The sequence below is a fragment of the Bacillus sp. EU52 genome (assembly GCF_037964975.1).
Lineage (GTDB): Bacteria > Bacillota > Bacilli > Bacillales > Bacillaceae > Bacillus > Bacillus subtilis.
The window spans coordinates 3,815,410-3,841,144 of record NZ_CP150177.1 but is presented as its reverse complement, the minus strand read 5'-3'; the positions used below and the strand labels follow the sequence as shown (position 1 = coordinate 3,841,144).

The window sequence follows — 25,735 nt, the reverse complement described above, 5'->3', positions numbered from 1 at the left end:
TGAGCTGGAGCAAAAGCTGTTGCATAGTCGCTTTTTTCGATGGAATCGGCAATGATTCTCGGTGCTGAAACGGAACCGCCCAAAGCGTTTTCACCATCATATTTGTCTTTCACCGTACCGACTACATGAATAATGTCGTCATCTTTAATGTCTAAATCAGAGTCGTCGCTCATTATAAGCGTATTTTTGCTTAACTTTTCTGGATTGTTGTAGCCTTGAAGATATGTACCATCATCGTCTTGTTCAACGTCAAAAACCTTTACATACAGATCAACTTTATAATTTTTAAATTGATCGGCATTGGTATATAGTTTTTCTATATCGGTCTTTTGTACTGTTTTTGTCGACTTTTTAGAATCGGAGCTGGTTGTTGTAGTAGAAGCTTGGGAATCTCCACTGTTTCCAATGTTTGCAATAATGATAATGAGTACTATCGCTAGAATGATCGTAATGATTTTATGTCTCATAAAAAAATTACGTTGGTCTTTACCGCAGTTCGGACATTTTTTAACACCCTTTGCAATCTCTTGACCGCAAGCTTTACAGTGTGTTAGTTTACCTGACATAATATTTCCTCCTATGTAATTAAATGTTTAATATATATTCTATTTTGCCTATATATTTATGTGTAGTCAATGATAAATCAGAAATATTATTTTGGTTTTTTCTTAAAAAAGGTACTTTGTATCATATCGGTGAAATTTTTCATTTATTAACAGCAGTCATCTTTTTTATTCCTATTAATTTACCGACGAAAACTCCGCAAATACCCCTTGAACCAATTCGAACCGTCCCTTATAATGCTAATATTGGAAAGTGAAAAGGATATGATAAAAACAGTGGTTTTCTAGGGTTCCGCAATGCAAATTGGACTGTGACCGAGAGAAAACACATAGCAGCTTGGCTGTTATGACACGGTGGGATAAAAGCCCAGGAGTTTCTGCTCTTTTTCGAGAGCGTTCTCCTGGGTTTTTTTATTTGCTAGAACAGAACAATGAGAAGGAGTGTTTTCGTGATGAAAAAGAGAATGCTGGATGTACTTATGCTTGTGATTGGCGCTTTTTTCTTCGCGCTTGCGGTTAATTTATTTGCGATTCCCAATGATCTTGGGGAAGGCGGAGTCACTGGGATTACGCTGATATTGTATTATCTGTTTCAATGGTCTCCTGGTGTCACGAACTTTATCTTAAATGCGTTTTTGCTTTTAATCGGCTACAAGTTTCTGGATGGAAAAACAACGGTTTATACGATCATTGCGGTTGCGGCAAATTCGCTTTTTCTTCATCTGACACATGGGTGGAGCATTCCGTCTGATGAATTGATCATTAATACGATTTTCGCAGGTGTATTTGCGGGAGTGGGGATCGGCATGATTATCCGGGTCGGCGGGACGACGGCTGGTTCCGCGATTCTGGCCAGAATTGCTAATAAATATTTAGACTGGAATATCAGCTATGCACTCTTGTTTTTTGATTTAATCGTAGTATTTAGCTCTTATTTTATTATTGGTGCAGAAAAAATGATGTTTACGATCGTGATGCTGTATATCGGTACCAAAGTGATGGACTTCATTATTGAAGGTTTGAATACGAAAAAAGCCATTACGGTCATTTCAGAAAATAAGAGTGAGATTGCAGAGCAGGTAAATACCTTGATGGATCGGGGCGTGACGATTTTATCAGGGAAGGGAAATTATACGGGCCAATCAAAAGAGATTTTGTATATCGTCATTAACAAACAGGAGCTGTCTATGCTGAAAAAAATCATCAGAAGCTGCGACAAAAAAGCGTTTGTGATCGTACATGACGTACGCGATGTGTTTGGCGAAGGGTTTGTGGATATATCTAAATAAAGAAAAATCCCTCTGTACTTGAAACAGAGGGATTTTTTCATTTAGAACGGATATTTGCGGTATTGCTTCTGTATCGAAATCCATTTCGTCACGGTAAATTCCTCGACGACCCACGGATTGCCGAAACGGCCGACACCGCTTGCTTTGTTTCCGCCAAAGGCAATATTCGGCGAATCATTGACGGACTGGTCGTTGACATGGGTCATGCCGCTGTCAATTTGCAGGGCGAACTTTTCGCCTTTTTCTAAATCAGAAGTGAAAACCGCAGAGCTGAGGCCGTATTCAGTATCATTTGCCATGTCAATCGCTTCCTGGTCGCTGCCAGCTTTAATAATGGTTGCGATTGGGGCAAACAGCTCCGTTTGGGCAATTTTGCTGTTGTTGTCCGCACCGACAAAGACGTACGGCGTCAGCACGTTTCCGACGCGTTTTCCTTCAACCGCAAGCTCAATGCCGTCTGCCTTTGCCTGCTCAATGATCTCCAGCGCTTTCTCGATTTGGCGCTCGTTGATCAGCGGGCCGACAACGGTTTTCGGATCGGTTTGATCGCCGTACGGAAGCTGTTTGACACGGGAGGTGAACTTTTCTACAAACTCATCGTATACATCTTGATGAACGATGATCCTGTTGATAATCATACAGATTTGTCCCTGGTGAATAAATTTTCCGAAAATCGCGGCATCCACAGCACGATCGACATCCGCATCTGAAAGAACGGCAAATGGATTGTTGCCGCCGAGCTCAAGTGCCATTCGTTTGAAGGCACGCCCGGCGATTTCACCGATGTGGCGCCCGACTGCTGTTGATCCCGTAAAGCTGATTAATCTCGGGATTGGATTGGTGAGCATGCCGTCCCCGATTTCCTTTACATCCGTCAGCATGACGTTGAGGACACCCGCAGGAAGGCCGGCGTGTTCAAACGCTTTCGCAATGATGGTCCCGCCGGAAATAGCAGTTTGGATATCAGGCTTGTGAACAACACTGTTACCCAGCGCAATTGCGGGCGCAATGGATCTCATAGATAAATTCATTGGAAAATTAAATGGAGAAATCGATGAAATGACACCTAGCGGAAGGCGGTAAATCTTATTGGTTTTCCCTTCAATGTCGGATGGCACCTCTTTGACGCCGCCTAACTCACCAGTATACGTCATGGCTTCATCTAAAATCGCAATCGTTTGTTCCAGCTCGATTGTTGATTTAATGATCGTTCCGCCAGTTTCGCGGGCGATCATCATAATGATGTCTTCACGGTTTTCCTGTAAATAGCCGCGCGCTTTTTGCAGGACGGCTTTTCGGTCTTCCGTTGTGCTCTTGGTCCACTCTTTTTGGGCTTTCTGTGCAATGTCAAACGCATCCTCCAGCTGTTTGCCCGTTGCCAAAGATGCTGCTGTGATCACAGACTGGTCATACGGATTCAAAATGTCCTCCGTACGTCCGCTTTCTCCCTCAGTCCATTTTCCGTTGATAAAACTTTTGTTTAACGTTTCGAAACTCATAAGATGGCCCTCCTTTGGTCCTGCATATCCTCTTCTATTTCCGCTGAAGCCAATATGTAAACGAATGAGGTTTCCCTTTCAGTTTCTCGTCTATCTATACCGGATATACTCTTTTTTAGTGGAGAACATGTGTGTTTCGCCTTATACTGAATATACAGATCCTTACATAAGAGAGGAGACTCTATGAAATCGCTGCTGGCTATTTATCCCGGTTCGATTGTGTCTGAGGAGCTTTGCATAAGGGAAGGCTGTCTATGTTTTTTTGATGAGAGCAATCAGAGATATATCTCCATTCCGAAAACAGAGATCAGTGAAAAAGAAGTATTGGTGCTGCAATCATTTTTGACGCCTGCGGATGAGGGCAATCAACTGTCTATGAAATCACCTGAGGAAAACAAGTGGTTTTCGTTCCTTTTTTCCAGAGGGGAATTGCCGGCGTACATAAAGAAACGGACGAGATTTGTTCACTTTCATTTATTCGGCAAAATAGAAAGGACGTCCTTTACAGAAGCGGTTCGCCATTTTTGGCCGGTGTCTTTTGTGATTGTGTGGATTCATGAGGACAGAGGCGTGATTGTCGAGCAGGAAAGTGAAGCGGCGGCGAAGAAGGGCGAACTGGAATCGCTCGCAAAAGTTCTTGAAAGTGATTTCTACTTCAGTGTCCGTTTTTACGCCGGAAGATTTTACGAGCCGGATGAGTGTCTGCGAAAACATTATGCTCGTGAACAGGCGTATTTCCTGTTTGCTGAAAAACGGCTGCCTCAGGTGCAGAGTGTGACCTTTGAGATGATCTTTCCTTTTCTATTATTAGAAACAGAAAAAGAAAAACTGGAAACACTGCTCTCTGAAGAAGCTGAGCTTTTATTTGGAAGTGAATCTGAGCTAAGGAAGACCATTAAGCTGTTTATTGAAAACAACTCAAACGTCACATTAACAGCGAAAAAGCTGCATCTGCATCGCAACAGCCTGCAATATCGGATTGATAAATTTATTGAGCGGTCAGGGATAGATATCAAATCGTACAAAGGCGCGCTTCTTGCCTATTTTATCTGCCTGCAAAATGAAAGTTCAGAATAAATTGGAAATATGCACGAAAAATGGCTGGGTGATTTTATGAACGCTGCCCATTTTAGCGAGAGGGAATTGCTGTTACACTCAATATAAGAAAGCGTTTACAATAACAAAGGGGGATGTTAGATGGCTGAATTGCGGATGGAGCACATTTATAAATTTTATGATCAGAAGGAACCGGCGGTTGATGACTTTAACCTTCATATTGCCGATAAGGAATTTATCGTATTCGTCGGCCCGTCCGGCTGCGGGAAATCAACGACGCTGCGAATGGTCGCAGGACTTGAAGAAATTTCGAAAGGTGATTTTTATATTGAAGGAAAACGGGTCAATGATGTAGCGCCAAAGGACAGGGATATCGCGATGGTATTTCAGAACTACGCGCTTTATCCGCATATGACGGTCTACGATAATATCGCGTTCGGGCTCAAGCTTCGGAAAATGCCGAAGCCTGAAATCAAAAAAAGAGTCGAAGAAGCCGCTAAAATTCTCGGGCTTGAGGAATATTTGCACCGTAAACCGAAAGCGCTGTCAGGCGGACAGAGACAGCGGGTTGCGCTGGGCCGGGCAATCGTGCGGGATGCAAAGGTGTTCCTGATGGATGAGCCTTTGTCAAACCTGGACGCGAAGCTGAGGGTGCAAATGCGGGCGGAAATCATTAAGCTCCACCAGAGATTGCAGACTACAACGATTTATGTGACGCATGACCAGACAGAAGCGCTGACAATGGCGACACGGATTGTAGTCATGAAAGATGGGAAAATTCAGCAGATCGGGACGCCGAAGGATGTATATGAATTCCCTGAAAACGTCTTTGTCGGCGGGTTTATCGGATCACCGGCGATGAATTTTTTCAAAGGAAAGCTCACGGATGGCTTAATCAAAATCGGTTCTGCGGCATTAACCGTCCCGGAAGGAAAAATGAAAGTGCTGCGTGAAAAAGGCTACATCGGCAAAGAGGTCATCTTCGGCATCCGTCCTGAGGATATACATGATGAATTGATTGTCGTGGAATCATATAAGAACTCTTCGATTAAGGCGAAAATCAATGTTGCAGAGCTGCTCGGTTCTGAAATTATGATTTATTCGCAGATAGACAACCAAGACTTTATTGCGCGGATCGACGCCCGCCTCGATATTCAATCGGGCGATGAGCTGACGGTTGCATTTGATATGAATAAAGGCCATTTCTTTGACAGTGAGACAGAAGTGAGAATTCGATAGGATCAAAAAAACCGGACATGGAGACATGTCCGGTTTTTTGCTATTGAAAATCTCAGAATCAAACCGATGAAAAAGGAGGAAGAAATAGACAGAAAGCAGGAGAACGATGAAACGATTGTTTTTAAGCATCTTTCTTTTGGGCAGCTGTTTGGCTCTTGCGGCTTGCGCTGATCAAGAGGCGAATGCAGAGCAGCCGATGCCAAAAGCGGAACAAAAGAAACCGGAAAAAAAGGCAGTACAAGTTCAGAAAAAAGAAGACGATACATCCGCATGGATCAAAACAGAGAAACCGGCAAAGCTGCCGATTTTGATGTACCACAGCATTTCTTCAGGAAACAGCCTCCGTGTGCCAAAGAAAGAATTCGAGGCGCATATGAAGTGGCTTCATGATAACGGCTATCAGACATTAACGCCGAAAGAGGCATCTCTCATGCTGACGCAGGATAAAAAACCGAGTGAGAAGTGCGTGCTGATCACATTTGATGACGGGTACACCGACAATTATCAAGATGCGTATCCGGTGCTGAAAAAGTACGGGATGAAGGCAACGATTTTTATGATCGGCAAATCGATCGGACATAAGCACCATCTGACAGAGGAACAAATGAAGGAAATGGCACAGCACGGCATATCGATTGAAAGCCATACGATTGACCACCTTGAGCTGAACGGATTAACGCCTCAACAGCAGCAAAGTGAGATGGCTGATTCGAAAAAGCTGTTCGACAACATGTTTCATCAGCAAACCACCATCATCAGCTATCCGGTAGGGCGCTACAATGAGGAGACGCTGAAGGCCGCTGAAAAAACAGGCTATCAAATGGGCGTGACGACAGAACCGGGCGCGGCTTCGAGAGACCAGGGAATGTATGCCCTCCATCGTGTGCGCGTGTCCCCAGGCATGTCAGGCTCGGCTTTTGGTGCGTACATCGAATCAATGAAATAAAAAAAGGCGGCGTTTAATCGCCGCCCCCTCCGCCGCCACAGCCGGAATCGCTGAAACCTCCGTCACTGCTGCATCCATCATGGTGTGAGCTATGATCTGAATAACCGAAATACCCGCTGTCCGCCTGCTGGCGGCTTTTATTTTCCGATGGCTGCGGCTGAATGACTGAAAGAAAAACTATAATAGATATAAACAATAAGATGATCACAATCACTTCGCGTCACTCCCTTTTTTCGCCATATCTGTTATACGGATGAAACGCTGACCGGTTTCATTTCAAAGTGATTGATTCTTTCAGGCGGTCTCTGAGCCAGCGCTTTAGCACCCCATGTCCTTTGTTTGACAATAAAGTGCCGACACGCCAATACATAGGGGGATGAGGAGCGAACTGAAAATCAATCAGTCTGAAAAGCCAGCTTTTATCACGGGTGAGAGAATCAATTTGAAGCTCGTCTTCACCTGCTTCAGAGCTGTAGGCACTTTGTTTCTGTATGTCCTCATCCTGCCGAACCGCCAAGATTCTCAAGGCTTCAGCCATTTGTTTGTAACCGCCCTCCAGCAAGGATGCGCCAAGGTTGTCAGCACGCACCTCCATCCATTGTGAACAAAAGGATTGATAGAGCTGGAATAGGATAATGATTGCCATAATGAAAGCCCAAAGCGCAATTTTGTGGGCCTCGGGATGGGTGATATGCTGCTCAAACAAGAGGAAAATCCCAACGACAGCTCCAAGATATAGAAAACGCAAAAGCTGTGATGACAGAACGTCACGTTTTTTGATATGAATTGCCTCATGGGCCAGAATGCCTTCGATGACACGCTGTGGAAGTGTTAGTGTGGCGCTTGTCAGGATGACCATTGACCTCCCGACATTCATGCCTACTGCCATTCCGTTGTAATCATCACTCTCCGTTTCGTATATGCGGACATGGGAAATGCCGGCCGATCGGAAAATCATATCGGCCGCTGCCTGTACATGCGGATGATGACAAGGCTTGGCGTCCATCGCTGCCCGCAACACACGGTCTGACATATACATGTTGAATACCCAATATAGGATTACGGCAACAGCCATGACCCATGGAGAGGCGTGTAATGCGTATAACGCGAGCACCAATAAGGCGTAAGCGGATACCCCTTTTACGCTGGCGGCAAAATAAAGCTTACCGAGCAGCCGCTTCACATTTTTTCTATGATAAAACGGCAAAACAGAAATCACATTGTCCACATTGTTTTCTGCATCTGTGTATTCCTGGAGAATTGTTTTCCATTTTTGCGGTTCCTTCACCGTCAGAAACAGTGTTTCGCCGGGAAGAGACAGTTTAATGACTTGCTGAAAGCTTGTTGTCAAATCTAAACGGGATGAATACACCGTCAGAAGCGGATGGAGCTTTAAGAGATCAGCTGTTGATTCAAGCTGAATGTCCTTCAAATCGGAAAGCGGGTATGTACGGGTTTCATAGTGTGAGCTGATATGCAATTTTTCTAAGGCAGCTGAATAAAAAACCTTTACGCTGAAAACATTCAGTATACGCTTTACCAGTGCCCCTCCGCCGGAGATCATGCCGAGAAGGATCACATATTTGAGAGGGCTTGTGTCAGGTCCATAGATGAAAAAAATAACAGCCCCTGCAAACACAATGGCGGTCAGCGTAATGTCTGACAGGAGACGTGTTTTGTTTCTGGCCAGCTCGATTTCCTGCCAGTCTCCCGAAGGTTTTTCCGCACGCTCTGAAACAATGAGATCCATTGCGGTCCAATAGCAGTAGAACATTGTCGCGAGTGAGACAATGCCGTCCATGAATGAGAGATGAGAGAAGATGTAAACTGCAGCGCCGACCCATAGAACAATATCAATCCAGAAGTCTATGGCCGGAATGAGTTTTGCAGCTAGGGCTGATATCAAATAAAATCCCAGCCCGAGTAGCATAAAGAGAAATAGATGAGTTCCCATAGGCATGCCATATTCCTTTCTATCTAGTATTTCCAACTATTACTATAGCATGAGGCGGGAACTTGCAAAAATATGGACATGCAAAAAAGCAAGCTCTTTCGTTTGACGAAGAACTTGCTCCGAGGTGTATCAATAAAATTGGTGAAGCAGCAATAAGGTTAAGGATACTGTAATCGCGCCCCCGATGCGGGTAGACACCTGGGCGAAAGGCATTAGCTCAAGCCTTTCAGCGGCGCTTAAAATGGCAACGTCACCGGTGCCGCCTTGCCCAGAATGGCATGCATTAATAATGGCGGTTTCAATCGGATACATGTTCAGCCATTTTCCAGTGAAGAAGCCAACGGCCATCATGGTCACAACGACAGACAGAATCGTGATAATATTGCTGAGGTTAAAAGCGGCGACAAGCTTGTCCCACGGCGTCATGGATACCCCAATCGCAAAGAGAAGCGGGTAGGTCACAGCTGTTGAAAAGAAGCGGGACACTCCAAACGCGCCATTTTCAATTGAGGCAGGCACCAATCTGAACAGCTTGATTAGAACAGCCAGTAACAGCATGGCAACGGGTGCCGGAAATCCGAAAAAGTCATGGGCGAGCATGCCGACTAAGTATAAAGAAACAGCAAGGATACCGCCTGACGCAAATAAAGAAAGGTTGAACATTTGCTGTCCGCTTTGAGATTCCTCCAGCGCAGGGGACTCTTCTTCGGAGCGGTCCACTTTGCCGTTGCCTGTCCATTCCGGTTTTTTCTTTCCGATGCGGTTCAGCAATCCCGCTAGAATAATCGCGCACAAGCTGCCCAGCATAATCGATGGCAGAACAAGTGCAAACGCTTCCCCTTGAGAAATGGGCATGATGTCAGAATATCCGATGGACAGCGGGATAGCGCCTTCTCCGACTCCTCCAGCCATGATCGGAATGACAATGTACAGCAGGGTATGCTGAAATCCGAGTCCGAGCAATGTCCCGACAGCCAGTCCGACAATAGCGGCTGTGACAGAACCGACAATAAGCGGAATAAAAATTTTCATGAATGCTTTTACGAGTGTTTCTCTTTTCATGCCGAGAATGCTTCCGACGACAATGCCGGCGATAAACAAATATAGAAAGTTTGAGTTTTCTGTAAATTCTGTGGTGGATTTGACGATATCATTAGGCAGAAGGTGATAGTACACGACAGCGGACGGAATAAAAGTAGCTAGGATGGCCGGGCCGCCGATAGAACGAACTATCGGTATCGATTTGCCGATTTGGGCAAAGGTAAACCCGAAAAACGCCATGACGGCGATGGATGTCAAAATGTCACTTTTTACATCGTGATGCATAACAAAAACAGTGATTAATATAAACAGCAAGGCATACACAGGAAGCGGTATGATGCCTACTTTTATATTCATGGCTTTCGCAAACCAATTCTCTTTTCGAACCCCTTCGTGAATTGTATCCGTTTGCAATTGCATTTGTGTTTGAAGCTCTCCCATTGAAAAACCTCCCCTATTCTTGATGCAGTGAAATTGTTCACTATGTTAAGTATACTAAAAAATTGAAATTATTAATATATTAAAAATTTACTATTCAACTTTCCTCCTCTTGCCGGTTTAAATGAAAAGAGGCATTCTGACTAAAATCTGTTTATGACGGAGTGCGGAGAAACGAGTGCTGGTGCAGGGCAAGCATTTTGTTCGCAAGGAACGATGTGTTGATGTACGATAATAAAGGGTCATTTATCCTAGCAGCCGACATAAATAAGCAACAAAATAGACAAAAATCCGTCACATAGTGCGGGACTTTTTAGGTATTTTAGGCTTTATTTTTGAAATGAATCGTTGTAAAGTACTTAATATGAACCAGTCAGAGATTGTGTCATTTGGTCAGTCTGGCAATCTTGCCTCATATTGGACGCCTTTTTGACACATTTGTGAAATATTGAACAATATTTTTTTCGTCTATTTTGTGAATTACTGATCAAAGTCTCGGTTCTATTTGTGAAGTAGTGAGCAAATTAAGTTTTAACCGGAAATGGAGGAGAAAGCATGAGTGAATTGGTATTAGCCCGCATACAATTTGCATCAACAACGTTGTTTCACTTCTTGTTTGTGCCGATGTCTATCGGGCTTGTGTTTATGGTTGCGTTGATGGAGACTCTTTATCTTGTAAAGAAAAATGAGCTGTATCTCAAAATGGCAAAGTTTTGGGGACACTTATTCTTAATAAATTTCGCAGTCGGTGTTGTAACGGGGATTTTGCAAGAATTCCAGTTTGGACTGAACTGGTCAGATTACTCCCGTTTTGTCGGAGATGTATTTGGCGCTCCGCTTGCGATTGAAGCATTATTGGCGTTTTTCATGGAATCTATTTTTATCGGATTATGGATTTTTGGCTGGGACCGCCTGCCGAAGAAAATTCACGCGCTCTGCATATGGCTCGTATCATTCGGAACGATCATGTCATCTTTCTGGATTTTAACAGCAAACTCCTTTATGCAGGAGCCGGTCGGCTTTACGATCAAAAACGGCCGCGCGGAAATGAATGATTTTGGCGCGTTGATTACAAACCCTCAGCTTTGGGTTGAATTCCCGCACGTTATTTTCGGTGCGCTTGCCACTGGAGCTTTCTTTATTGCCGGAGTGAGTGCTTTTAAACTGCTGAAGAAAAAAGAAGTGCCGTTCTTTAAGCAATCTTTTAAACTCGCAATGATCGTCGGCCTTTGTGCCGGTCTTGGCGTCGGCCTTAGCGGACACATGCAGGCTGAGCACTTGATGGAATCACAGCCGATGAAAATGGCTGCCAGTGAAGGTCTATGGGAAGACAGCGGTGACCCTGCTGCTTGGACCGCTTTTGCGACGATCGATACAAAAAATGAAAAAAGCTCAAATGAAATCAAAGTTCCTTATGCCTTGAGCTACTTGGCTTATCAGAAATTCAGCGGAAGTGTCAAAGGGATGAAAACCCTTCAGGCTGAGTACGAAAAAATATACGGAAAAGGCGACTACATTCCGCCAGTGAAAACGACATTCTGGAGCTTCCGTATCATGGTTGGCGCAGGCGTTGTCATGATCCTTGCTGCGTTAGGCGGCCTCTGGTTAAACCGCCGCAAAAAGCTTGAAAACAGCAAATGGTATTTGCGCATCATGATCGCGTTGATTTCCTTCCCGTTTCTTGCGAACTCCGCGGGCTGGATTATGACAGAAATCGGGCGTCAGCCTTGGACGGTTATGGGTTTAATGACAACTGCTCAATCCGTGTCGCCTAACGTAACAGCGGGTTCCTTGTTATTCTCAATCATCGCATTCGGTGTGATGTACATGATTCTGGGCGCGCTGCTTGTCTTCTTGTTTATCCGTGAGATTAAAAAAGGCGCGGAGCATGATAATCATCATGATGTGCCTGTATCAACAGATCCATTTAGTCAGGAGGTATACCATGGCATCTCTTCATGATCTTTGGTTTATACTCGTTGCTGTATTGTTTGTAGGATTCTTCTTTTTGGAAGGCTTTGATTTCGGGGTCGGCATGGCGACACGTTTTCTTGGCCATAATGAATTAGAACGCAGAGTGCTGATCAACACGATCGGGCCGTTCTGGGACGCGAATGAAGTCTGGCTTTTGACTGGCGCAGGCGCCATTTTCGCGGCATTCCCAAACTGGTATGCGACGATGCTGAGCGGTTATTACATTCCGTTTGTCATAGTGCTGCTTGCGTTAATGGGCCGCGGGGTCGCGTTTGAGTTCCGCGGCAAGGTGGATCATTTAAAATGGGTAAAGGTTTGGGACTGGGTCGTTTTCTTCGGCAGTCTGATTCCTCCGTTTGTGCTTGGTGTGCTGTTCACGACATTATTCCGCGGGATGCCGATTGATGCCGACATGAACATTCACGCACATGTATCTGATTATATCAATGTATATTCTATACTTGGCGGTGTGACGGTAACACTTCTTTGCTTCCAGCATGGATTAATGTTTATCACGCTGCGTACGATTGGTGATTTGCAAAACCGCGCCCGGAAAATGGCGCAAAAGATAATGGGTGTTGTTTTTGTAGCGGTTCTTGCCTTCGCGGCCCTTTCTGCGTATCAGACAGACATGTTTACACGCCGCGGCGAGATTACCATTCCGCTCGCTGTTTTGATTGTCATCTGCTTTATGCTCGCGGCTGTATTTATTCGTAAGAAAAAAGACGGCTGGACATTTGGGATGACAGGCGCTGGTCTGGCGCTGACCGTGGGAATGATCTTTATTTCCCTATTCCCTCGCGTAATGGTCAGCTCGCTTCATAGCGCATACGATTTAACAGTAGCTAACGCTTCTTCCGGAGATTATTCGCTTAAAGTCATGTCAATTGCAGCATTAACGCTATTGCCGTTCGTCATCGGCAGCCAGATCTGGAGCTATTATGTCTTCCGGAAGCGCGTCAGCCATAAGGAGCCTATGACTTATTAATGGGAAAAGACCTGTTTCGATATAAAGGAATGAAGCGGATTCTCACCGTGATTACTTGTTTAACGCTGATTCAGACAGCCGCCATTATTATGCAGGCAGAGTGGCTGAGTGAGGCCGTAACCGGACTGTTCAACGGGAAGGGCATTACTTCCCTTTTTCCGGTGATCGGCTTTTTCCTCATCGCTTTTATCGCCCGGCACGGGGTGACGGTGGCGCGACAGAAAATCGTCTATCAATACGCCGCCCGGACAGGAGCAGATTTGAGAAAAAGTTTTCTTGATCAGCTGTTCCGATTAGGCCCCCGCTTTGCAAAGAAAGAGGGGACGGGGCAAATGGTGACGCTGGCGATGGAAGGCATCAGCCAGTTCCGCCGCTACCTGGAGCTGTTTCTGCCGAAAATGGTCAGCATGGCGATTGTGCCTGCGGCAGTTGTCATTTATGTGTTTTTTCAGGATCGGACATCAGCCATCATTTTAGTCGCTGCTATGCCGATTCTGATCATCTTTATGATTCTCCTCGGCCTTGTCGCGCAGAGAAAAGCGGATCGTCAGTGGAAATCCTATCAGAGACTTTCCAATCATTTTGTTGATTCTCTTCGCGGGCTGGAGACATTGCGTTTCCTAGGTTTGAGCAAGTCACACAGCAAAAATATTTTCTATGTGAGTGAGCGGTATCGCAAGGCAACGATGAGCACACTCCGGGTGGCGTTTTTGTCATCATTCGCCCTCGATTTTTTCACGATGCTGTCGGTGGCGACAGTCGCAGTATTTCTGGGCCTGCGCCTCATTGACGGCGATATTTTGCTTGGCCCTGCTTTAACGGCGCTTATTCTGGCGCCTGAGTATTTTTTGCCGGTGCGGGAAGTGGGGAATGATTATCATGCAACGCTGAACGGCCAGGAAGCAGGAAAAACCATTCAAGAGATTTTGTCGCAGCCTGGTTTTAAAGAAGAGACGCCGCTTCAGCTCGAAGCTTGGTCCGATCAGGATGAGCTGAAGCTGTCAGGCGTGTCAGTCGGCCGTTCGGTGTCTGATATTCATCTCTCATTCAAAGGCAAGAAAAAAATCGGCATTATCGGTGCAAGCGGCGCCGGAAAATCAACATTAATTGATATTCTCGGCGGATTTTTAGAGCCGGATGGCGGAATGATTGAGGTTAATGGTACAAGCCGGTCCCATTTGCAGGTCGGCAGCTGGCAGAAGAACCTTCTGTACATCCCTCAGCATCCGTACATTTTTGATGATACGTTGGGGAACAACATTCGCTTCTACCATCCAAGCGCTTCGGCAGAGGATACAGCCCGTGCTGCTGCGGCGGCGGGACTGGCGGAGCTGGTGGATAACCTTCCTGAAGGATTAGAGGGGCGGATCGGGGAAGGCGGCCGGGCGCTCAGCGGCGGCCAGGCACAGCGTGTCGCGCTGGCCCGCGCCTTTTTGGGAAACCGTCCGATCCTGCTGCTGGATGAGCCGACCGCCCATCTTGATATCGAAACAGAATATGAAATAAAAGAAACGATGCTGGATTTATTTGAGGATAAGCTCGTCTTTCTCGCGACTCACCGCCTTCACTGGATGCTCGATATGGACGAAATTATCGTGCTGGACAGAGGCAGGGTTGCGGAAATCGGGACTCACAATGAACTGCTGGAGAAAAACGGTGTGTATACCAAACTCGTGAAGGCACAACTGGGGGAAAGAGCATGAAGAAAGAAGAATGGATTTTGCCGTATATCAAGCAAAATGCCCGCCTGTTTGTTCTGGTTATCTTTTTGGGCGCGGTGACGATTTTTTCTGCTGCTTTTCTCATGTTCACCTCAGGTTTTTTGATTTCTAAAGCGGCGACAAGGCCGGAAAACATTCTGCTCATTTATGTGCCGATTGTCGCTGTGCGCACCTTTGGGATTGCGCGGTCTGTGTCGCGATATGTGGAACGGCTCGTCGGGCATCACATCATTTTGAAAATCGTATCCGACATGCGCGTCCGCCTTTACAATATGCTTGAGCCGGGTGCTTTGATGCTGCGTTCCCGTTTTCGCACGGGGGATATGCTCGGCATTTTGTCTGAGGATATTGAGCATTTGCAGGATGCATTCTTAAAAACGATTTTTCCTGCGATCTCAGCCTTGCTCCTGTATGCTGTGTCAGTGATAGCGCTCGGCTTCTTCTCTTGGCCGTTTGCCATATTGCTTGCGCTGTATTTGTTTGTTCTTGTTGTATTGTTTCCGGTTGTGTCTTTGCTCGTGACGAGAGCGAAGAATGCGAAGCTGAAAAGCGGACGGAATGTGCTGTACAGCCGTCTGACAGATGCTGTGATGGGTGTCAGCGACTGGATGTTCAGCGGACGCCGGCATGCTTTTATTGATGCTTATGAAAAAGAGGAACGTGATTGGTTTGAGCTTGAACGGAAAAAACAACGCTTTACAAGATGGCGGGACTTTGCTGCGCAATGCCTTGTCGCTGGCCTTATTTTGCTGATGCTGTTTTGGACAGCGGGACAGCAAGCGGACGGCGAGCTCGCTAAAACGATGATTGCCGCTTTTGTGCTAGTGGTGTTTCCGTTGACGGAAGCCTTTTTGCCGCTTTCGGATGCCTTAGGCGAAGTGCCGGGCTATCAGGATTCTATCAGACGCATGAACAAGGTGGCTCCTCAGCCGGAGGCGTCACAAACTGAATCAGGGGATCAAATTCTCGATCTTCAAGATGTCACCTTGGCCTTTCGTGATGTGACGTTTTCTTATGACAACAGCAGCCAAGTGCTGCACAACTTTTCCTTTACGCTGCGCCAAGGAGAAAAAATGGCGCTGCTCGGCCGAAGCGGCTCTGGGAAATCAACATCGCTTGCATTAATCGAAGGCGCCTTGAAACCGGACTCCGGTTCTGTGACGTTAAACGGAGTGGAGACAGCGCTGTTAAAGGATCAGATTGCGGATGCGGTGGCCGTGTTAAATCAAAAACCGCACCTGTTTGATACAAGTATTTTGAACAACATCAGGCTCGGAAACGGAGAAGCAAGCGACGAGGATGTGCGCCGCGCCGCAAAGCAGGTCAAGCTGCATGACTACATTGAGTCATTGCCTGATGGATATCATACCTCTGTACAAGAAACCGGCATCCGTTTTTCCGGTGGAGAGCGCCAGCGGATCGCACTTGCGAGGATTTTGCTGCAGGATACACCGATCATCATCCTCGATGAGCCAACAGTCGGCCTCGATCCTATTACCGAACGTGAATTGATGGAAACGGTGTTTGAGGTGCTGAAAGGAAAAACGATTTTATGGATTACCCACCATCTCGCGGGAGTGGAAGCGGCTGATAAAATCGTATTTCTCGAAAACGGCAAAACAGAAATGGAAGGAACCCATGAGGAGCTTCTGGCGGCAAACGAACGGTACAGCCGCCTGTATCACCTTGATGTTCCTGTAAAATAGAAGACAGCCCTAAAAGGCTGTCTTTTTTGTTTGAAAAAGAAAAGGGACAGGAAAAATAGGAAAAGAAAGCAGAGGAGGGATAGAGATGAATGTTCCATATTGGACGGAAGAGCATGTAAGGGCCACGCTTCCTGAAAGAGATGCGGAGAGCCATAAAGGCACGTACGGTACGGCTTTGCTGCTGGCTGGAAGTGACGACATGCCGGGGGCAGCGCTGCTTGCAGGGCTTGGGGCCATGCGGAGCGGTCTCGGCAAGCTTGTCATCGGTACATCAGAAAGCGTAATCCCGCTAATTGTTCCTGTTTTGCCCGAGGCGACCTATTGGCGTGACGGCTGGAAAAAGGCGGCGGATGCTCAGCTTGAAGAGACGTACCGGGCCATTGCCATCGGACCGGGCCTTCCGCAAACGGAAAGCGTACAGCAGGCAGTCGATCATGTGCTTGCGGCTGATTGTCCTGTTATTTTGGATGCCGGAGCGCTGGCGAAGCGCACATATCCGAAACGGGAGGCCCCCGTCATCCTCACGCCGCACCCGGGCGAGTTTTCCCGAATGACAGGGGTGCCCGTGAACGAATTGCAGAAAAAAAGAGCGGAATATGCAAAGGAATGGGCGGCTCAGCTGCAGACTGTCATTGTGTTAAAAGGAAACCAAACCGTCATCGCGTTTCCTGATGGAGACTGCTGGCTCAATCCAACCGGAAACGGGGCGCTCGCCAAGGGCGGAACCGGTGACACGCTGACGGGCATGATATTGGGGATGCTCTGCTGCCATGAAGATCCAAAGCACGCCATATTAAACGCGGTCTATTTGCATGGTGCGTGCGCCGAGCTCTGGATGGACGAGCACTCCGCTCATACGTTGCTCGCTCATGAGCTATCTGACATCCTGCCCCGCGTGTGGAAACGATTTGAATGATAAAAAAGCTGTCTTCAGAGAGAAGACAGCTTTTCTTGATACCCCGCCCGTTTTTTCAGACGCGGTTTCATTAATACATAGTAAAGCACAGAAGGCACGGCCAAGCCGATAATCCATGCGATGTCTCCGCCGCCAAACATTTTGGCAAGCGGTCCGATGTAAAAGCTTGTGTTGATAAACGGAATTTCCAGCAAGATAGACAGAACGAACGCAATTGTGGTGATCCAATTGACCTTTCCATAAGGCCCGTTTACGTCGAACATGGCTTTGACTTGATACTTTCCGTGGCGAACGAAGTAGTAATCGACTAAATTGATTGCCGTCCACGGAATTAAGAAATAACTGATGAAAAAGATAAAATTCAAAAACAGCTCCATAAAATTGCTCTGTCCCAGTAGGCTTAAGACTGTGCCGACAAGCGTGACACCCAGGATCATGATGATTCTGACTTTGGGCGTGACTTTTAATTTCAGAAACGGCTCCAGCGTTGTTGTCGTGGACATGAAGGCCCCATACAGGTTAAAAACATTGATTGCCATTTGCCCAAATAACACAATGATCAGCATAATAAACGAGAAGGGACCGAACAATTGGACAATCTGGCTGCCTGAGTTTGCCGTAAAGTCAGGAAGTGAGGTTGTCAGCAATGCGCCGAGCAGCATCATCCAGATGGAGCTGACAGATGTACCTGCATAGCTGTACCAAAATGTTTTTGAAGCCGGTGTTTTAACTGGCAGATATCTTGAATAATCGGCAACGTACGGCGCGTAGGCAAGCTGCCACGTCGCAACTGCGCTGACTGCCACCAAGAAAATTGGCAGATCAATCGCTCCGGGAATCCAGCTGCCTGCTGGAATCGGCAATTGAAAAATGAGAATCGTTGCAGCAAAAAATACAGCAAAAGAGGTCCAAGAAAGGATTTTTTGCATTTTGTGAATCAAATCATGGCCGAAAATGGTGAGTAAAAAACATACGGCGCTTAAGCCTATAATGCTCCATGATCCCGGGATGGGAACAAAGCTGCTTAAGGTTCCGGCCGCCAGAATCGTGCTGCTTGCGAAGAAACCAAGGTAGATAAACATGACTAAGAAGAGGGGAAGAATCGCTCCGATTACGCCGAATTGGGCACGGCTTTGAATCATTTGCGGGATGCCTAGCTGAGGGCCTTGCGCGGAATGAGACGCCATAAATATGGCACCGATTAAGGTTCCGCAAATAATAGCGGCAACACTCCAAAACAGATTAAGTCCCATTGCAACGGGAATCGTGCCGGTCACTAACGTGGTGATATGCATATTAGCCCCGAACCATACGGGAAATAAATCTTTCGCTTTACCATGTCTTTCTTCATTCGGAATATATTCAATCGTTCGCCTTTCTACTTTCAATGCATCGTCCTCCATATTGGATGTTTTTTTGAAATCGACATAAAGTCATAGCTTAACAGACTATAAGGGGGTTTACAAATAAGGATATGCAGCCAAACGGCCGGGAAGCCTGATCTGTCAATGGCTGAAAAGAATTGTAAAAAAGATGAACGCTTTTGAATCCGGTGTCGTCTCATAAGGCAGAAAAACAAAAAAGGGGGGATCACGGTCATTGGATACACATGAAGAACAGCGGCTGATCCAGCAGGCGAAAGAGGGAAACGACGAGGCGTTTACAGCCCTTTTCCACTATCACTATTCTTTCTTATATAAATACTTGTTAAAGCTTTCCCTTCACCCCGATCTCAGCGAGGAACTTGTTCAGGAAACCTTTCTGAAAGGGTACATCCATTTAAGAAGCTTTCAGGGCCGTTCAAAATTCTCCACATGGCTGATCTCCATTGCATCGCGGCTCTATCTCGATCACCAGAAAAAGAGAAAGAGAGAATGGAAACGGAATCAGACAGTTACGGAGGAAACAATCCGCAAGATCAAGTGGGACGTGTCGGCGAAAGGGGCAGAGTGGAGCGAAACGCTCGATCTGTTTTCAAAGCTGGACCCTAAACTGCGCACACCGGTTTTATTAAGGCATTACTACGGCTATACCTACGCTGAAATCGGGGTGATGCTTCAAATCAAAGAAGGCACTGTAAAGTCCAGAGTTCATAAAGGGCTCCAGCAAATCAGAAAGGAGTGGGACGATGAATAAAGAAAAGCTTTCTGATCATTTAAAGTCAGAATGGAAAAAAATTGATCAAACAGCCAATCCCTCTATACCGAATCAAAAAGAACTGCTTCACCAGCTGTCACAAATGAAAGCTGAATGCAGAAAAAAACTTCTTCAAGAGATCATTTTATTTGTATTCTGCGCGCTGATGGTTGTGAGTGCTGCAATCTTAGCTTTCACTCAAGTTCCTGCTGTGTTTATTGTGCTTCAGGTTTGTGTGCTTGCGGTGCTGCCGATTTTGATTGCGGCTGAGAAAAAAAGGCATCTCGGCGAATGCGAGGTGAAACGCGGATGACACAAACAGAAATTATCATAACGGTTGCGGCTTGTCTCATCGTATTGGCGCAGGGAATCTTTTTATTTATTGATGCGAAAAAACGTAATCGCATGGCATGGGTTTGGGGGATTGTCGGATTGATTCAAGCACCGATGCCTCTGATTTGTTATTACTTTTTTGTCATTAGGCCGGATCGGAAGAAAAGGGGGATCAAGCAATGAATATTTCTTGGGAAATGATTTTGCCGCTGATTGTATTACAGCTGGCTTTGGCGGTGTTTGCCCTTATCAGCTGTATAAAAGAAGAGCGGACAAACGGTCCAAAGTGGATGTGGGCTGCAATCATTGTATGTATCAATATTATTGGGCCGATTTTGTTTTTTACCGTCGGCAGAAAGCAAAGGTAAGCCGATATGCTGTCTATTGAATCATTATGCAAATCGTACAGGCATCATGAAGCTGTAAAGAATGTCAGTTTTCACGTGAATGAAAATGAGTGTGTCGCACTATTAGGACCTAATGGAGCCGGCAAAACCACGACTCTGCAAATGCTGGCCGGACTGCTTTCGCCAACCTCCGGAAACATTAAGCTGTTAGGAGAAAAAAAGCCGGATCGGCGTTTGATTGGGTACCTCCCGCAGTATCCAGCTTTTTATTCCTGGATGACCGCAAATGAATTTTTGACATTTGCGGGGAGACTGTCCGGCCTTTCGAAGAGAAAATGCCAAGAGGAAATCGGCGAGATGCTGGAATTTGTGGGTTTGCATGAAGCGGAGCACAAAAGGATCGGGGGCTATTCAGGAGGAATGAAACAAAGACTCGGTCTGGCACAGGCACTGCTCCATAAACCGAAGTTTTTGATATTGGATGAACCGGTGTCTGCGCTTGATCCGACAGGACGGTTCGAGGTGCTGGACATGATGCGGGAGCTGAAAAAGCATATGGCCGTTCTGTTTTCTACACATGTTTTGCACGATGCAGAGCAGGTGTGTGATCAAGTGGTGATTATGAAAAATGGTGAAATTTCATGGAAAGGCGAGTTACAGGAGCTGAAACAACAGCAGCAAACGAACGTTTTTACCCTTTCAGTGAAAGAGAAGCTGGAAGGCTGGCTTGAAGAGAAGCCTTACGTCTCAGCTATTGTCTATAAAAATCCGTCCCAAGCTGTTTTCGAGCTGCCTGATATACAAGCTGGCCGGTCATTATTAAGTGACTGTATCCGAAAGGGATTGACCGTCACCCGATTTGAACAGAAAACGGAGTCTCTAGAAGACGTCTATCTAAAGGTGGTGCACGCATGAAGGTGATGATGGCGCTTTTGCAGAAGGAGTGGCTGGAAGGATGGAAAAGCGGCAAGCTGATTTGGCTGCCGATTGCGATGATGATCGTCGGGCTGACACAGCCGCTGACCATTTATTATATGCCGGAAATCATCGCACATGGAGGGAACCTTCCTGACGGCATGAAAATCAGTTTTACGATGCCCTCCGGGTCTGAAGTGATGGTAAGCACGCTTTCTCAATTCAACACGCTTGGCATGGCTCTGGTCATCTTTAGCGTGATGGGCAGTGTAGCCAATGAAAGAAATCAAGGGGTAACAGCGCTGATTATGTCGCGGCCTGTGACGGCAGCCCATTATATCGTGAGTAAATGGCTCATCCAAAGCGTGATCGGCATTATGTCGTTTGCAGCTGGATACGGGCTTGCTTATTATTACGTCCGGCTGCTGTTTGAGGACGCATCATTCAGCCGCTTTGCCGCAAGCCTTGGCCTTTACGCGCTTTGGGTGATATTTATTGTGACCGCCGGCCTTGCCGGAAGTACGATATTCCGGTCTGTCGGAGCAGCTGCGGCTTGCGGGATCGGGCTCACAGCAGCCGTTTCCTTTGCTGTTTCACTATTTCCAGATGGTGCGAAGTGGCTTCCGGCTGAGATTTGCAAGCAGGCGGAGCATATCCTTCTTCATGGAGAGCGGGCAGATTTTTTCGGATGGTCACTCACTTTCTCCATTCTGTGCATCATGCTTCTGGCCGTGTTTTCTGTGTGGCGCTTCCGGCGGTATGAAAGCTATTAATTGATCATGTTACGTTTTTGCGCGAGCATCACAAAAAAGGCGGCAAATGCCAGAAACCCGGCTCCATAAAAAACTCCCGCAAGCCCGACAAGCTGTGCGATTTTTCCGGCAAGAAGGGGCCCGAGGAAGATGCCTAGCGCATAAAATGATTGATAAAACCCCATCACTGACATTTTTAATCGGGCAGAACTGATTTCGACGACATGGCTTAGCAACAGAGGAAAAACGAAGCCGAGCGCCAGTCCGATACAGGCGTGTGTGATGCAAACCGTGAACAATGCAGCTGAAAAAGGAACATATAGCAAACAGACCCCGGTGACAGCGAAACTAATGAGCATCACGGAGTAAGCGATACGGCTTGTAAAGCGCAGAAACACAAAGCTTAATGTGGCGGCTGCGTGTGGGAGGAAAAAGGCGCTCATCACCCAAAGAAGCTCCGCGTCACCCATTCCGAGCTGATTCATGTAAAGCGGCGTAAAACAAAATACTGTGATAAATAATACGGCATGGGCCGTCATAGACAGGATGGTGAAAAGCTTCAGCTTTGGCAGCTGCAATGTATCTTTGATGTACTGATTGACACGAATGGTGTCACGGTTTGCGGGAGGAGCAGACGGATCCTTAATAAAGCAGCAGATCACCAGACCGGCGACCGAGGCTGCCAGCGCCATCCAAAAAGGAACCTGCCTGCCTAAATGGGCTGCCGCAAGCCCGCAGAACACAATGCTGGCAAACTGAGGCATGACGGTAAAAAACTGCATGATGCCCATTGCTTTTGATGCATTGCCATTGTTGAAATAATGTGCGTATAAAATGGTCGCCATCACCCACATAGAAGCAGTGATTCCCGCGAAAAGCCGGGCGGCCAGCACGAAGAAGAAAGAATCAAACATCAGAAAAAGCAGGCTGCTGAGGACGGAAAAGCCGAACCCGGCAATTAACAATTGCTTGCGCAAGGAAAACAGGATGTCTGACACAAGGCCGAGCGGGAATCGCAGAAGGATTTGCGTGACCCCGTAGCTGCCGAGAATGATGCCGATTGCGCCATATGAAAAGTGCAGATCCTCCAAATACAGACTGAATACAGGAACGTAAATATAGCCTGAAAACCAGAAACAAAATACCATGCATAAAAAAACGGCGTGATCTAAGGCGCCGATTGTTTTTTTCTGAGGAATCAAGTCCTGCTGTAATTCCATCGTATCTCTCCACCCCTTTCCTTCCAGTACAACACAATTGTTGAAAACGTTTCAATAGAAAAATAAAAAAACAGGGCTTCAAAAAAAGCCCTGTTCGCTGTTTTTAATACGGATCAGACGGATGACTCTCCTGTTCAGCCTGCTTTGCAGCCTGTTCCGTTTCAGTTGTGCCGATCGGCCCGTTGCTGTTGTTTTCGGAAACCTTTTTTAGCCCTTCCGCTACGCGTTTTCCGTAGTCAGGATCAGCTTTTGTGAAATTCTCAATCATTTGATCCTGAATTTCTTTTCGGCACGTAGAAAGCGTATTCACCAAATTCGTAATCAGTTCGTTCCGCTCAAATTCAGTAAATCTCCGGTACGTTTCTCCAGCCTGTCCGAAGTTGTTTGTTCTGTCAATCGCTTCACGCTTTACATCACCTTCGACATGCGGCATATGGTCTTTTCCGTCCTGCTTCGCTTCCTTCAGCCCGCCCATAATGGATGGCTCATAGTTGACGTGCGGGTTTTGTCCTTCTGCTCTATCGACCCGATATTGCATCTGCCCGCCTTCCTGGTTGGTGGCGACATGCTTTTTCGGCGAGTTGATCGGAAGCTGCAGGTAATTTGCGCCTACACGGTAGCGCTGCGTATCAGAGTAGGCAAACGTACGCCCCTGGAGCAATTTGTCGTCTGAAAAATCAAGCCCGTCGACAAGCACTCCCGTTCCAAATGAAGCTTGCTCCACTTCCACATGGTAGTTTTCCGGATTTTTGTTCAGAACCAATTTGCCGATCGGTTTCCATGGGAAATCGTCTTTATACCACAGTTTTGTCGGATCAAGAGGATCAAAGTCAAGTTCAGGATGCTCATCATCGCTCATGATTTGAGCATACACTTCCCACTCTGGATAATCGCCATTTTCAATCGCGTCATATAAATCCTGTGTGGCATGGTTAAAGTTTTTCCCTTGAATCTCTTCTGCTTCCTTCTGTGTCAGGTTGCGGATGCCCTGCTTCGGTTCAAAATGGTATTTCACGAGAACGGCCTTGCCCTTCTCATTCACCCATTTATAGGCATGTACGCCTGAACCCTGCATTTGCCGGTAATTGGCCGGAATGCCCCAAGGCGAAAACAAGAAGGTAATCATGTGTGTCGCTTCTGGAGATTGAGAAATGAAATCGAAAATACGTTCACCATCCTGGATGTTGGTCACTGGATCAGGCTGAAATGCATGTACAAGATCCGGAAATTTCAGCGGGTCGCGGATAAAAAAGATTTTCAGGTTGTTCCCGACCAAATCCCAGTTTCCGTCTTCTGTATATAGCTTTACAGCAAAACCGCGCGGGTCTCTCAATGTTTCAGGCGAGTGTTTTCCATGATTCACAGTTGAAAAACGGACAAATGCCGGTGTTTTCTTGCCTTTTTCCTGAAAGAGCTTGGCCCGTGTGTATGTTGAAATCGGTTCGTCTCCGAAGCTTCCGTACGCTTCAAAATACCCGTGTGCACCTGCTCCCCTGGCATGAACAACCCGCTCAGGGATGCGTTCCCGGTCGAAGTGGCTGATCTTTTCGAGAAAATCATAGTTCTCAAGTGTTGTAGGCCCTCTATTCCCGACGGTTCTCACATTCTGGTTGTCAGTAACAGGATGCCCCTGCCTATTCGTTAAGGTATCCTCTGACTCGTTTTTCCCGGATGTCTTATGGGAAAGCGCTTCCTCGCTTCCTTGGGCATTTGATTGGTGCTGCTTGTTTTGATGATCATCTTTCAATGGTTGGCCCTCCTTTTTTGAACGGTAACAATATTCCCTGAATGGAAAGATTTTAAAACAGCCGTTTTTTTTGATCTGCTTCGGGAATGGTACAATGTACAAAAATCGGTAAAAGGAGAGGTCGATTCGTGACGAGAGAAAAAAATCCGCTGCCCATCACGTTTTATCAAAAAACCGCTCTTGAGCTTGCCCCATCGCTTCTGGGCTGCCTTCTTGTAAAAGAAACAGACGAAGGTATAGCCTCAGGCTATATTGTGGAAACAGAGGCCTATATGGGGGCTGGAGACAGAGCGGCCCACAGCTTTAACAACCGCCGGACGAAGCGGACTGAGATCATGTTTGCAGAAGCTGGGCGGGTATATACATATGTGATGCACACCCATACATTGCTGAATGTCGTTGCCGCGGAAGAGGATGTTCCGCAAGCGGTATTAATCAGGGCGATTGAGCCGCATGAAGGCCAGCTGTTAATGGAGGAGAGAAGGCCGGGCAGGAGTCCGAGGGAATGGACAAACGGACCCGGAAAGCTGACGAAAGCGCTTGGCGTTACGATGAATGACTACGGACGCTGGATCACGGAACAGCCGCTTTACATCGAAAGCGGGTACACACCGGAAGCAATTTCAACCGGCCCGCGCATCGGCATTGACAACAGCGGGGAGGCACGCGATTATCCATGGCGTTTCTGGGTGACGGGAAACAGGTACGTGTCGCGTTAGCATGTTTAAGGAAGAGGCAATCAGGGGAATGGTTGAGAAAAAAGAAGGGAGAATCGGAGCTTTGAAAAAGATGATCAAAACCGTTATCAAATGGGCGCCGGTCATTTACCCGATTGTTCGAAAAATCATGAAGGATCGCAAGGCGTCTAAACAAAAGAATATGTCCGCATCTAGAACAGCCGGCTGATCCCGGCTGTTTTTTTATAGGTCAGTTTTCCCTCTAGTCCTCCGGATGT

24 protein-coding genes, 1 pseudogene and 1 riboswitch are annotated in these 25,735 nt (G+C 46.7%); of the genes and pseudogenes, 17 read left to right on the top strand and 8 right to left on the bottom strand.

Annotation, left to right across the window (positions count from 1 at the left end; genetic code table 11):
• Nucleotides 1-359 precede the first annotated feature (359 nt).
• A pseudogene (locus NSU05_RS19725) lies at nt 360-566 on the bottom strand (DUF4352 domain-containing protein); the annotation flags it as partial.
• Nucleotides 567-836: 270 nt separating this feature from the next.
• Nucleotides 837-939: riboswitch (guanidine-I (ykkC/yxkD leader) on the top strand.
• A gap of 76 nt (nt 940-1,015) precedes the next feature.
• On the opposite strand from NSU05_RS19725, the gene NSU05_RS19720 reads away from it, so the two are divergent.
• Nucleotides 1,016-1,852, top strand: coding sequence for a YitT family protein (locus tag NSU05_RS19720; protein WP_003242615.1), 837 nt, complete (start codon nt 1,016-1,018; stop codon nt 1,850-1,852).
• Between the two features lie 41 nt (nt 1,853-1,893).
• Here the strand turns inward: NSU05_RS19720 and NSU05_RS19715 are convergent, their stop codons facing one another.
• Nucleotides 1,894-3,351 (bottom strand): aldehyde dehydrogenase family protein, encoded by a 1,458-nt coding sequence (locus NSU05_RS19715; protein ID WP_038429860.1) that lies wholly within the window; start codon nt 3,349-3,351, stop codon nt 1,894-1,896.
• Between the two features lie 183 nt (nt 3,352-3,534).
• Here NSU05_RS19715 and NSU05_RS19710 point away from each other — a divergent pair, with 183 nt between their 5' ends.
• The 3 genes from NSU05_RS19710 to NSU05_RS19700 all read left to right on the top strand — a co-directional run bounded on the left by NSU05_RS19710 (nt 3,535) and on the right by NSU05_RS19700 (nt 6,592).
• Entirely contained in the window at nt 3,535-4,428 is an 894-nt protein-coding gene (locus NSU05_RS19710) for a PucR family transcriptional regulator (RefSeq protein WP_038429859.1), read from the top strand.
• Nucleotides 4,429-4,548: 120 nt separating this feature from the next.
• On the top strand, nt 4,549-5,646 hold the full coding sequence (msmX, locus tag NSU05_RS19705; RefSeq protein ID WP_003242648.1) for a maltodextrin ABC transporter ATP-binding protein MsmX: 1,098 nt from the start codon (nt 4,549-4,551) through the stop codon (nt 5,644-5,646).
• A gap of 106 nt (nt 5,647-5,752) precedes the next feature.
• Complete coding sequence (locus NSU05_RS19700; RefSeq protein WP_003244194.1) at nt 5,753-6,592, top strand: polysaccharide deacetylase family protein; 840 nt, start codon at nt 5,753-5,755, stop codon at nt 6,590-6,592.
• Between the two features lie 13 nt (nt 6,593-6,605).
• On the opposite strand, the gene NSU05_RS19695 is transcribed toward NSU05_RS19700, so the two are convergent.
• The 3 genes from NSU05_RS19695 to cimH form a co-directional block, all read right to left on the bottom strand.
• A complete protein-coding gene (locus NSU05_RS19695; RefSeq protein WP_038429858.1) occupies nt 6,606-6,806 on the bottom strand; it encodes a hypothetical protein in 201 nt (66 codons plus the stop codon).
• Nucleotides 6,807-6,863: 57 nt separating this feature from the next.
• A complete protein-coding gene (locus NSU05_RS19690) occupies nt 6,864-8,552 on the bottom strand; it encodes a M56 family metallopeptidase (protein WP_082200987.1) in 1,689 nt (562 codons plus the stop codon).
• Between the two features lie 123 nt (nt 8,553-8,675).
• Nucleotides 8,676-10,028, bottom strand: a complete 1,353-nt coding sequence (gene cimH / locus NSU05_RS19685) for a citrate/malate transporter CimH (RefSeq protein WP_015714950.1) — start codon at nt 10,026-10,028, stop codon at nt 8,676-8,678.
• 552 nt (nt 10,029-10,580) lie between these two features.
• Between cimH and cydA the strand changes: the two genes are divergently transcribed.
• From cydA to NSU05_RS19660, 5 genes are all read left to right on the top strand, one after another.
• Nucleotides 10,581-11,987, top strand: a complete 1,407-nt coding sequence (cydA, locus tag NSU05_RS19680) for a cytochrome ubiquinol oxidase subunit I (protein WP_003243795.1) — start codon at nt 10,581-10,583, stop codon at nt 11,985-11,987.
• Entirely contained in the window at nt 11,971-12,987 is a 1,017-nt protein-coding gene (gene cydB, locus NSU05_RS19675) for a cytochrome d ubiquinol oxidase subunit II (RefSeq protein ID WP_003244559.1), read from the top strand. The genes cydA and cydB overlap by 17 nt, the downstream gene beginning before the upstream one ends.
• Nucleotides 12,987-14,690 (top strand): thiol reductant ABC exporter subunit CydD, encoded by a 1,704-nt coding sequence (cydD, locus tag NSU05_RS19670; protein ID WP_339204275.1) that lies wholly within the window; start codon nt 12,987-12,989, stop codon nt 14,688-14,690. Before cydB ends, cydD begins: the two co-directional genes overlap by 1 nt.
• Nucleotides 14,687-16,414: a thiol reductant ABC exporter subunit CydC gene (gene cydC, locus NSU05_RS19665; protein WP_046381442.1), complete on the top strand. Its 1,728-nt coding sequence runs from the start codon at nt 14,687-14,689 to the stop codon at nt 16,412-16,414. The genes cydD and cydC overlap by 4 nt, the downstream gene beginning before the upstream one ends.
• Before the next feature lie 85 nt (nt 16,415-16,499).
• Nucleotides 16,500-17,330 carry an NAD(P)H-hydrate dehydratase gene (locus NSU05_RS19660; protein WP_046381441.1) on the top strand — a complete coding sequence of 277 codons (831 nt, stop codon included), beginning with the start codon at nt 16,500-16,502 and terminating at the stop codon, nt 17,328-17,330.
• Nucleotides 17,331-17,344: 14 nt separating this feature from the next.
• On the opposite strand, the gene NSU05_RS19655 is transcribed toward NSU05_RS19660, so the two are convergent.
• A complete protein-coding gene (locus NSU05_RS19655) occupies nt 17,345-18,718 on the bottom strand; it encodes a cytosine permease (protein ID WP_003244111.1) in 1,374 nt (457 codons plus the stop codon).
• A 211-nt stretch (nt 18,719-18,929) separates the two neighbouring features.
• On the opposite strand from NSU05_RS19655, the gene sigY reads away from it, so the two are divergent.
• The 6 genes from sigY to NSU05_RS19625 are packed head-to-tail and all read left to right on the top strand — an operon-like array spanning nt 18,930 to nt 21,834.
• Nucleotides 18,930-19,466, top strand: coding sequence for an RNA polymerase sigma factor SigY (gene sigY, locus NSU05_RS19650; protein WP_015250905.1), 537 nt, complete (start codon nt 18,930-18,932; stop codon nt 19,464-19,466).
• Nucleotides 19,459-19,779, top strand: coding sequence for a YxlC family protein (locus NSU05_RS19645; protein ID WP_046381440.1), 321 nt, complete (start codon nt 19,459-19,461; stop codon nt 19,777-19,779). Before sigY ends, NSU05_RS19645 begins: the two co-directional genes overlap by 8 nt.
• Nucleotides 19,776-19,982, top strand: coding sequence for a sigma Y negative regulator YxlD (gene yxlD / locus NSU05_RS19640; RefSeq protein ID WP_003227291.1), 207 nt, complete (start codon nt 19,776-19,778; stop codon nt 19,980-19,982). The genes NSU05_RS19645 and yxlD overlap by 4 nt, the downstream gene beginning before the upstream one ends.
• Nucleotides 19,979-20,167, top strand: a complete 189-nt coding sequence (gene yxlE, locus NSU05_RS19635) for a sigma Y negative regulator YxlE (protein WP_003227293.1) — start codon at nt 19,979-19,981, stop codon at nt 20,165-20,167. The genes yxlD and yxlE overlap by 4 nt, the downstream gene beginning before the upstream one ends.
• A 6-nt stretch (nt 20,168-20,173) precedes the next feature.
• On the top strand, nt 20,174-21,061 hold the full coding sequence (locus tag NSU05_RS19630; protein ID WP_339204271.1) for an ABC transporter ATP-binding protein: 888 nt from the start codon (nt 20,174-20,176) through the stop codon (nt 21,059-21,061).
• Entirely contained in the window at nt 21,058-21,834 is a 777-nt protein-coding gene (locus tag NSU05_RS19625; protein WP_003243335.1) for an ABC transporter permease subunit, read from the top strand. The genes NSU05_RS19630 and NSU05_RS19625 overlap by 4 nt, the downstream gene beginning before the upstream one ends.
• Here the strand turns inward: NSU05_RS19625 and NSU05_RS19620 are convergent.
• Entirely contained in the window at nt 21,831-23,033 is a 1,203-nt protein-coding gene (locus NSU05_RS19620) for an MFS transporter (RefSeq protein WP_038429852.1), read from the bottom strand. The two genes, NSU05_RS19625 and NSU05_RS19620, sit on opposite strands and share 4 nt — an antisense overlap.
• Nucleotides 23,034-23,136: 103 nt before the next feature.
• Nucleotides 23,137-24,780, bottom strand: a complete 1,644-nt coding sequence (gene katX / locus NSU05_RS19615) for a catalase KatX (protein WP_038429851.1) — start codon at nt 24,778-24,780, stop codon at nt 23,137-23,139.
• A 128-nt stretch (nt 24,781-24,908) separates the two neighbouring features.
• Between katX and NSU05_RS19610 the strand changes: the two genes are divergently transcribed.
• On the top strand, nt 24,909-25,499 hold the full coding sequence (locus NSU05_RS19610) for a DNA-3-methyladenine glycosylase (RefSeq protein WP_029318640.1): 591 nt from the start codon (nt 24,909-24,911) through the stop codon (nt 25,497-25,499).
• 28 nt (nt 25,500-25,527) lie between these two features.
• Nucleotides 25,528-25,686 (top strand): hypothetical protein, encoded by a 159-nt coding sequence (locus tag NSU05_RS19605; protein ID WP_009968374.1) that lies wholly within the window; start codon nt 25,528-25,530, stop codon nt 25,684-25,686.
• Nucleotides 25,687-25,735: the final 49 nt, after the last annotated feature.

Bases quoted from the DNA above. Each gene is read 5' to 3' on its own strand.
- NSU05_RS19720 (WP_003242615.1), top strand. From the start codon at position 1,016: ATGAAAAAGAGAATGCTGGATGTACTTATGCTTGTGATTGGCGCTTTT.
- NSU05_RS19715 (WP_038429860.1), bottom strand. From the start codon at position 3,351: ATGAGTTTCGAAACGTTAAACAAAAGTTTTATCAACGGAAAATGGACT.
- NSU05_RS19710 (WP_038429859.1), top strand. From the start codon at position 3,535: ATGAAATCGCTGCTGGCTATTTATCCCGGTTCGATTGTGTCTGAGGAG.
- msmX (WP_003242648.1), top strand. From the start codon at position 4,549: ATGGCTGAATTGCGGATGGAGCACATTTATAAATTTTATGATCAGAAG.
- NSU05_RS19700 (WP_003244194.1), top strand. From the start codon at position 5,753: ATGAAACGATTGTTTTTAAGCATCTTTCTTTTGGGCAGCTGTTTGGCT.
- NSU05_RS19690 (WP_082200987.1), bottom strand. From the start codon at position 8,552: ATGCCTATGGGAACTCATCTATTTCTCTTTATGCTACTCGGGCTGGGA.
- cimH (WP_015714950.1), bottom strand. From the start codon at position 10,028: ATGGGAGAGCTTCAAACACAAATGCAATTGCAAACGGATACAATTCAC.
- cydA (WP_003243795.1), top strand. From the start codon at position 10,581: ATGAGTGAATTGGTATTAGCCCGCATACAATTTGCATCAACAACGTTG.
- cydB (WP_003244559.1), top strand. From the start codon at position 11,971: ATGGCATCTCTTCATGATCTTTGGTTTATACTCGTTGCTGTATTGTTT.
- cydD (WP_339204275.1), top strand. From the start codon at position 12,987: ATGGGAAAAGACCTGTTTCGATATAAAGGAATGAAGCGGATTCTCACC.
- cydC (WP_046381442.1), top strand. From the start codon at position 14,687: ATGAAGAAAGAAGAATGGATTTTGCCGTATATCAAGCAAAATGCCCGC.
- NSU05_RS19660 (WP_046381441.1), top strand. From the start codon at position 16,500: ATGAATGTTCCATATTGGACGGAAGAGCATGTAAGGGCCACGCTTCCT.
- NSU05_RS19645 (WP_046381440.1), top strand. From the start codon at position 19,459: ATGAATAAAGAAAAGCTTTCTGATCATTTAAAGTCAGAATGGAAAAAA.
- yxlD (WP_003227291.1), top strand. From the start codon at position 19,776: ATGACACAAACAGAAATTATCATAACGGTTGCGGCTTGTCTCATCGTA.
- yxlE (WP_003227293.1), top strand. From the start codon at position 19,979: ATGAATATTTCTTGGGAAATGATTTTGCCGCTGATTGTATTACAGCTG.
- NSU05_RS19630 (WP_339204271.1), top strand. From the start codon at position 20,174: ATGCTGTCTATTGAATCATTATGCAAATCGTACAGGCATCATGAAGCT.
- NSU05_RS19625 (WP_003243335.1), top strand. From the start codon at position 21,058: ATGAAGGTGATGATGGCGCTTTTGCAGAAGGAGTGGCTGGAAGGATGG.
- NSU05_RS19620 (WP_038429852.1), bottom strand. From the start codon at position 23,033: ATGGAATTACAGCAGGACTTGATTCCTCAGAAAAAAACAATCGGCGCC.
- NSU05_RS19605 (WP_009968374.1), top strand. From the start codon at position 25,528: ATGGTTGAGAAAAAAGAAGGGAGAATCGGAGCTTTGAAAAAGATGATC.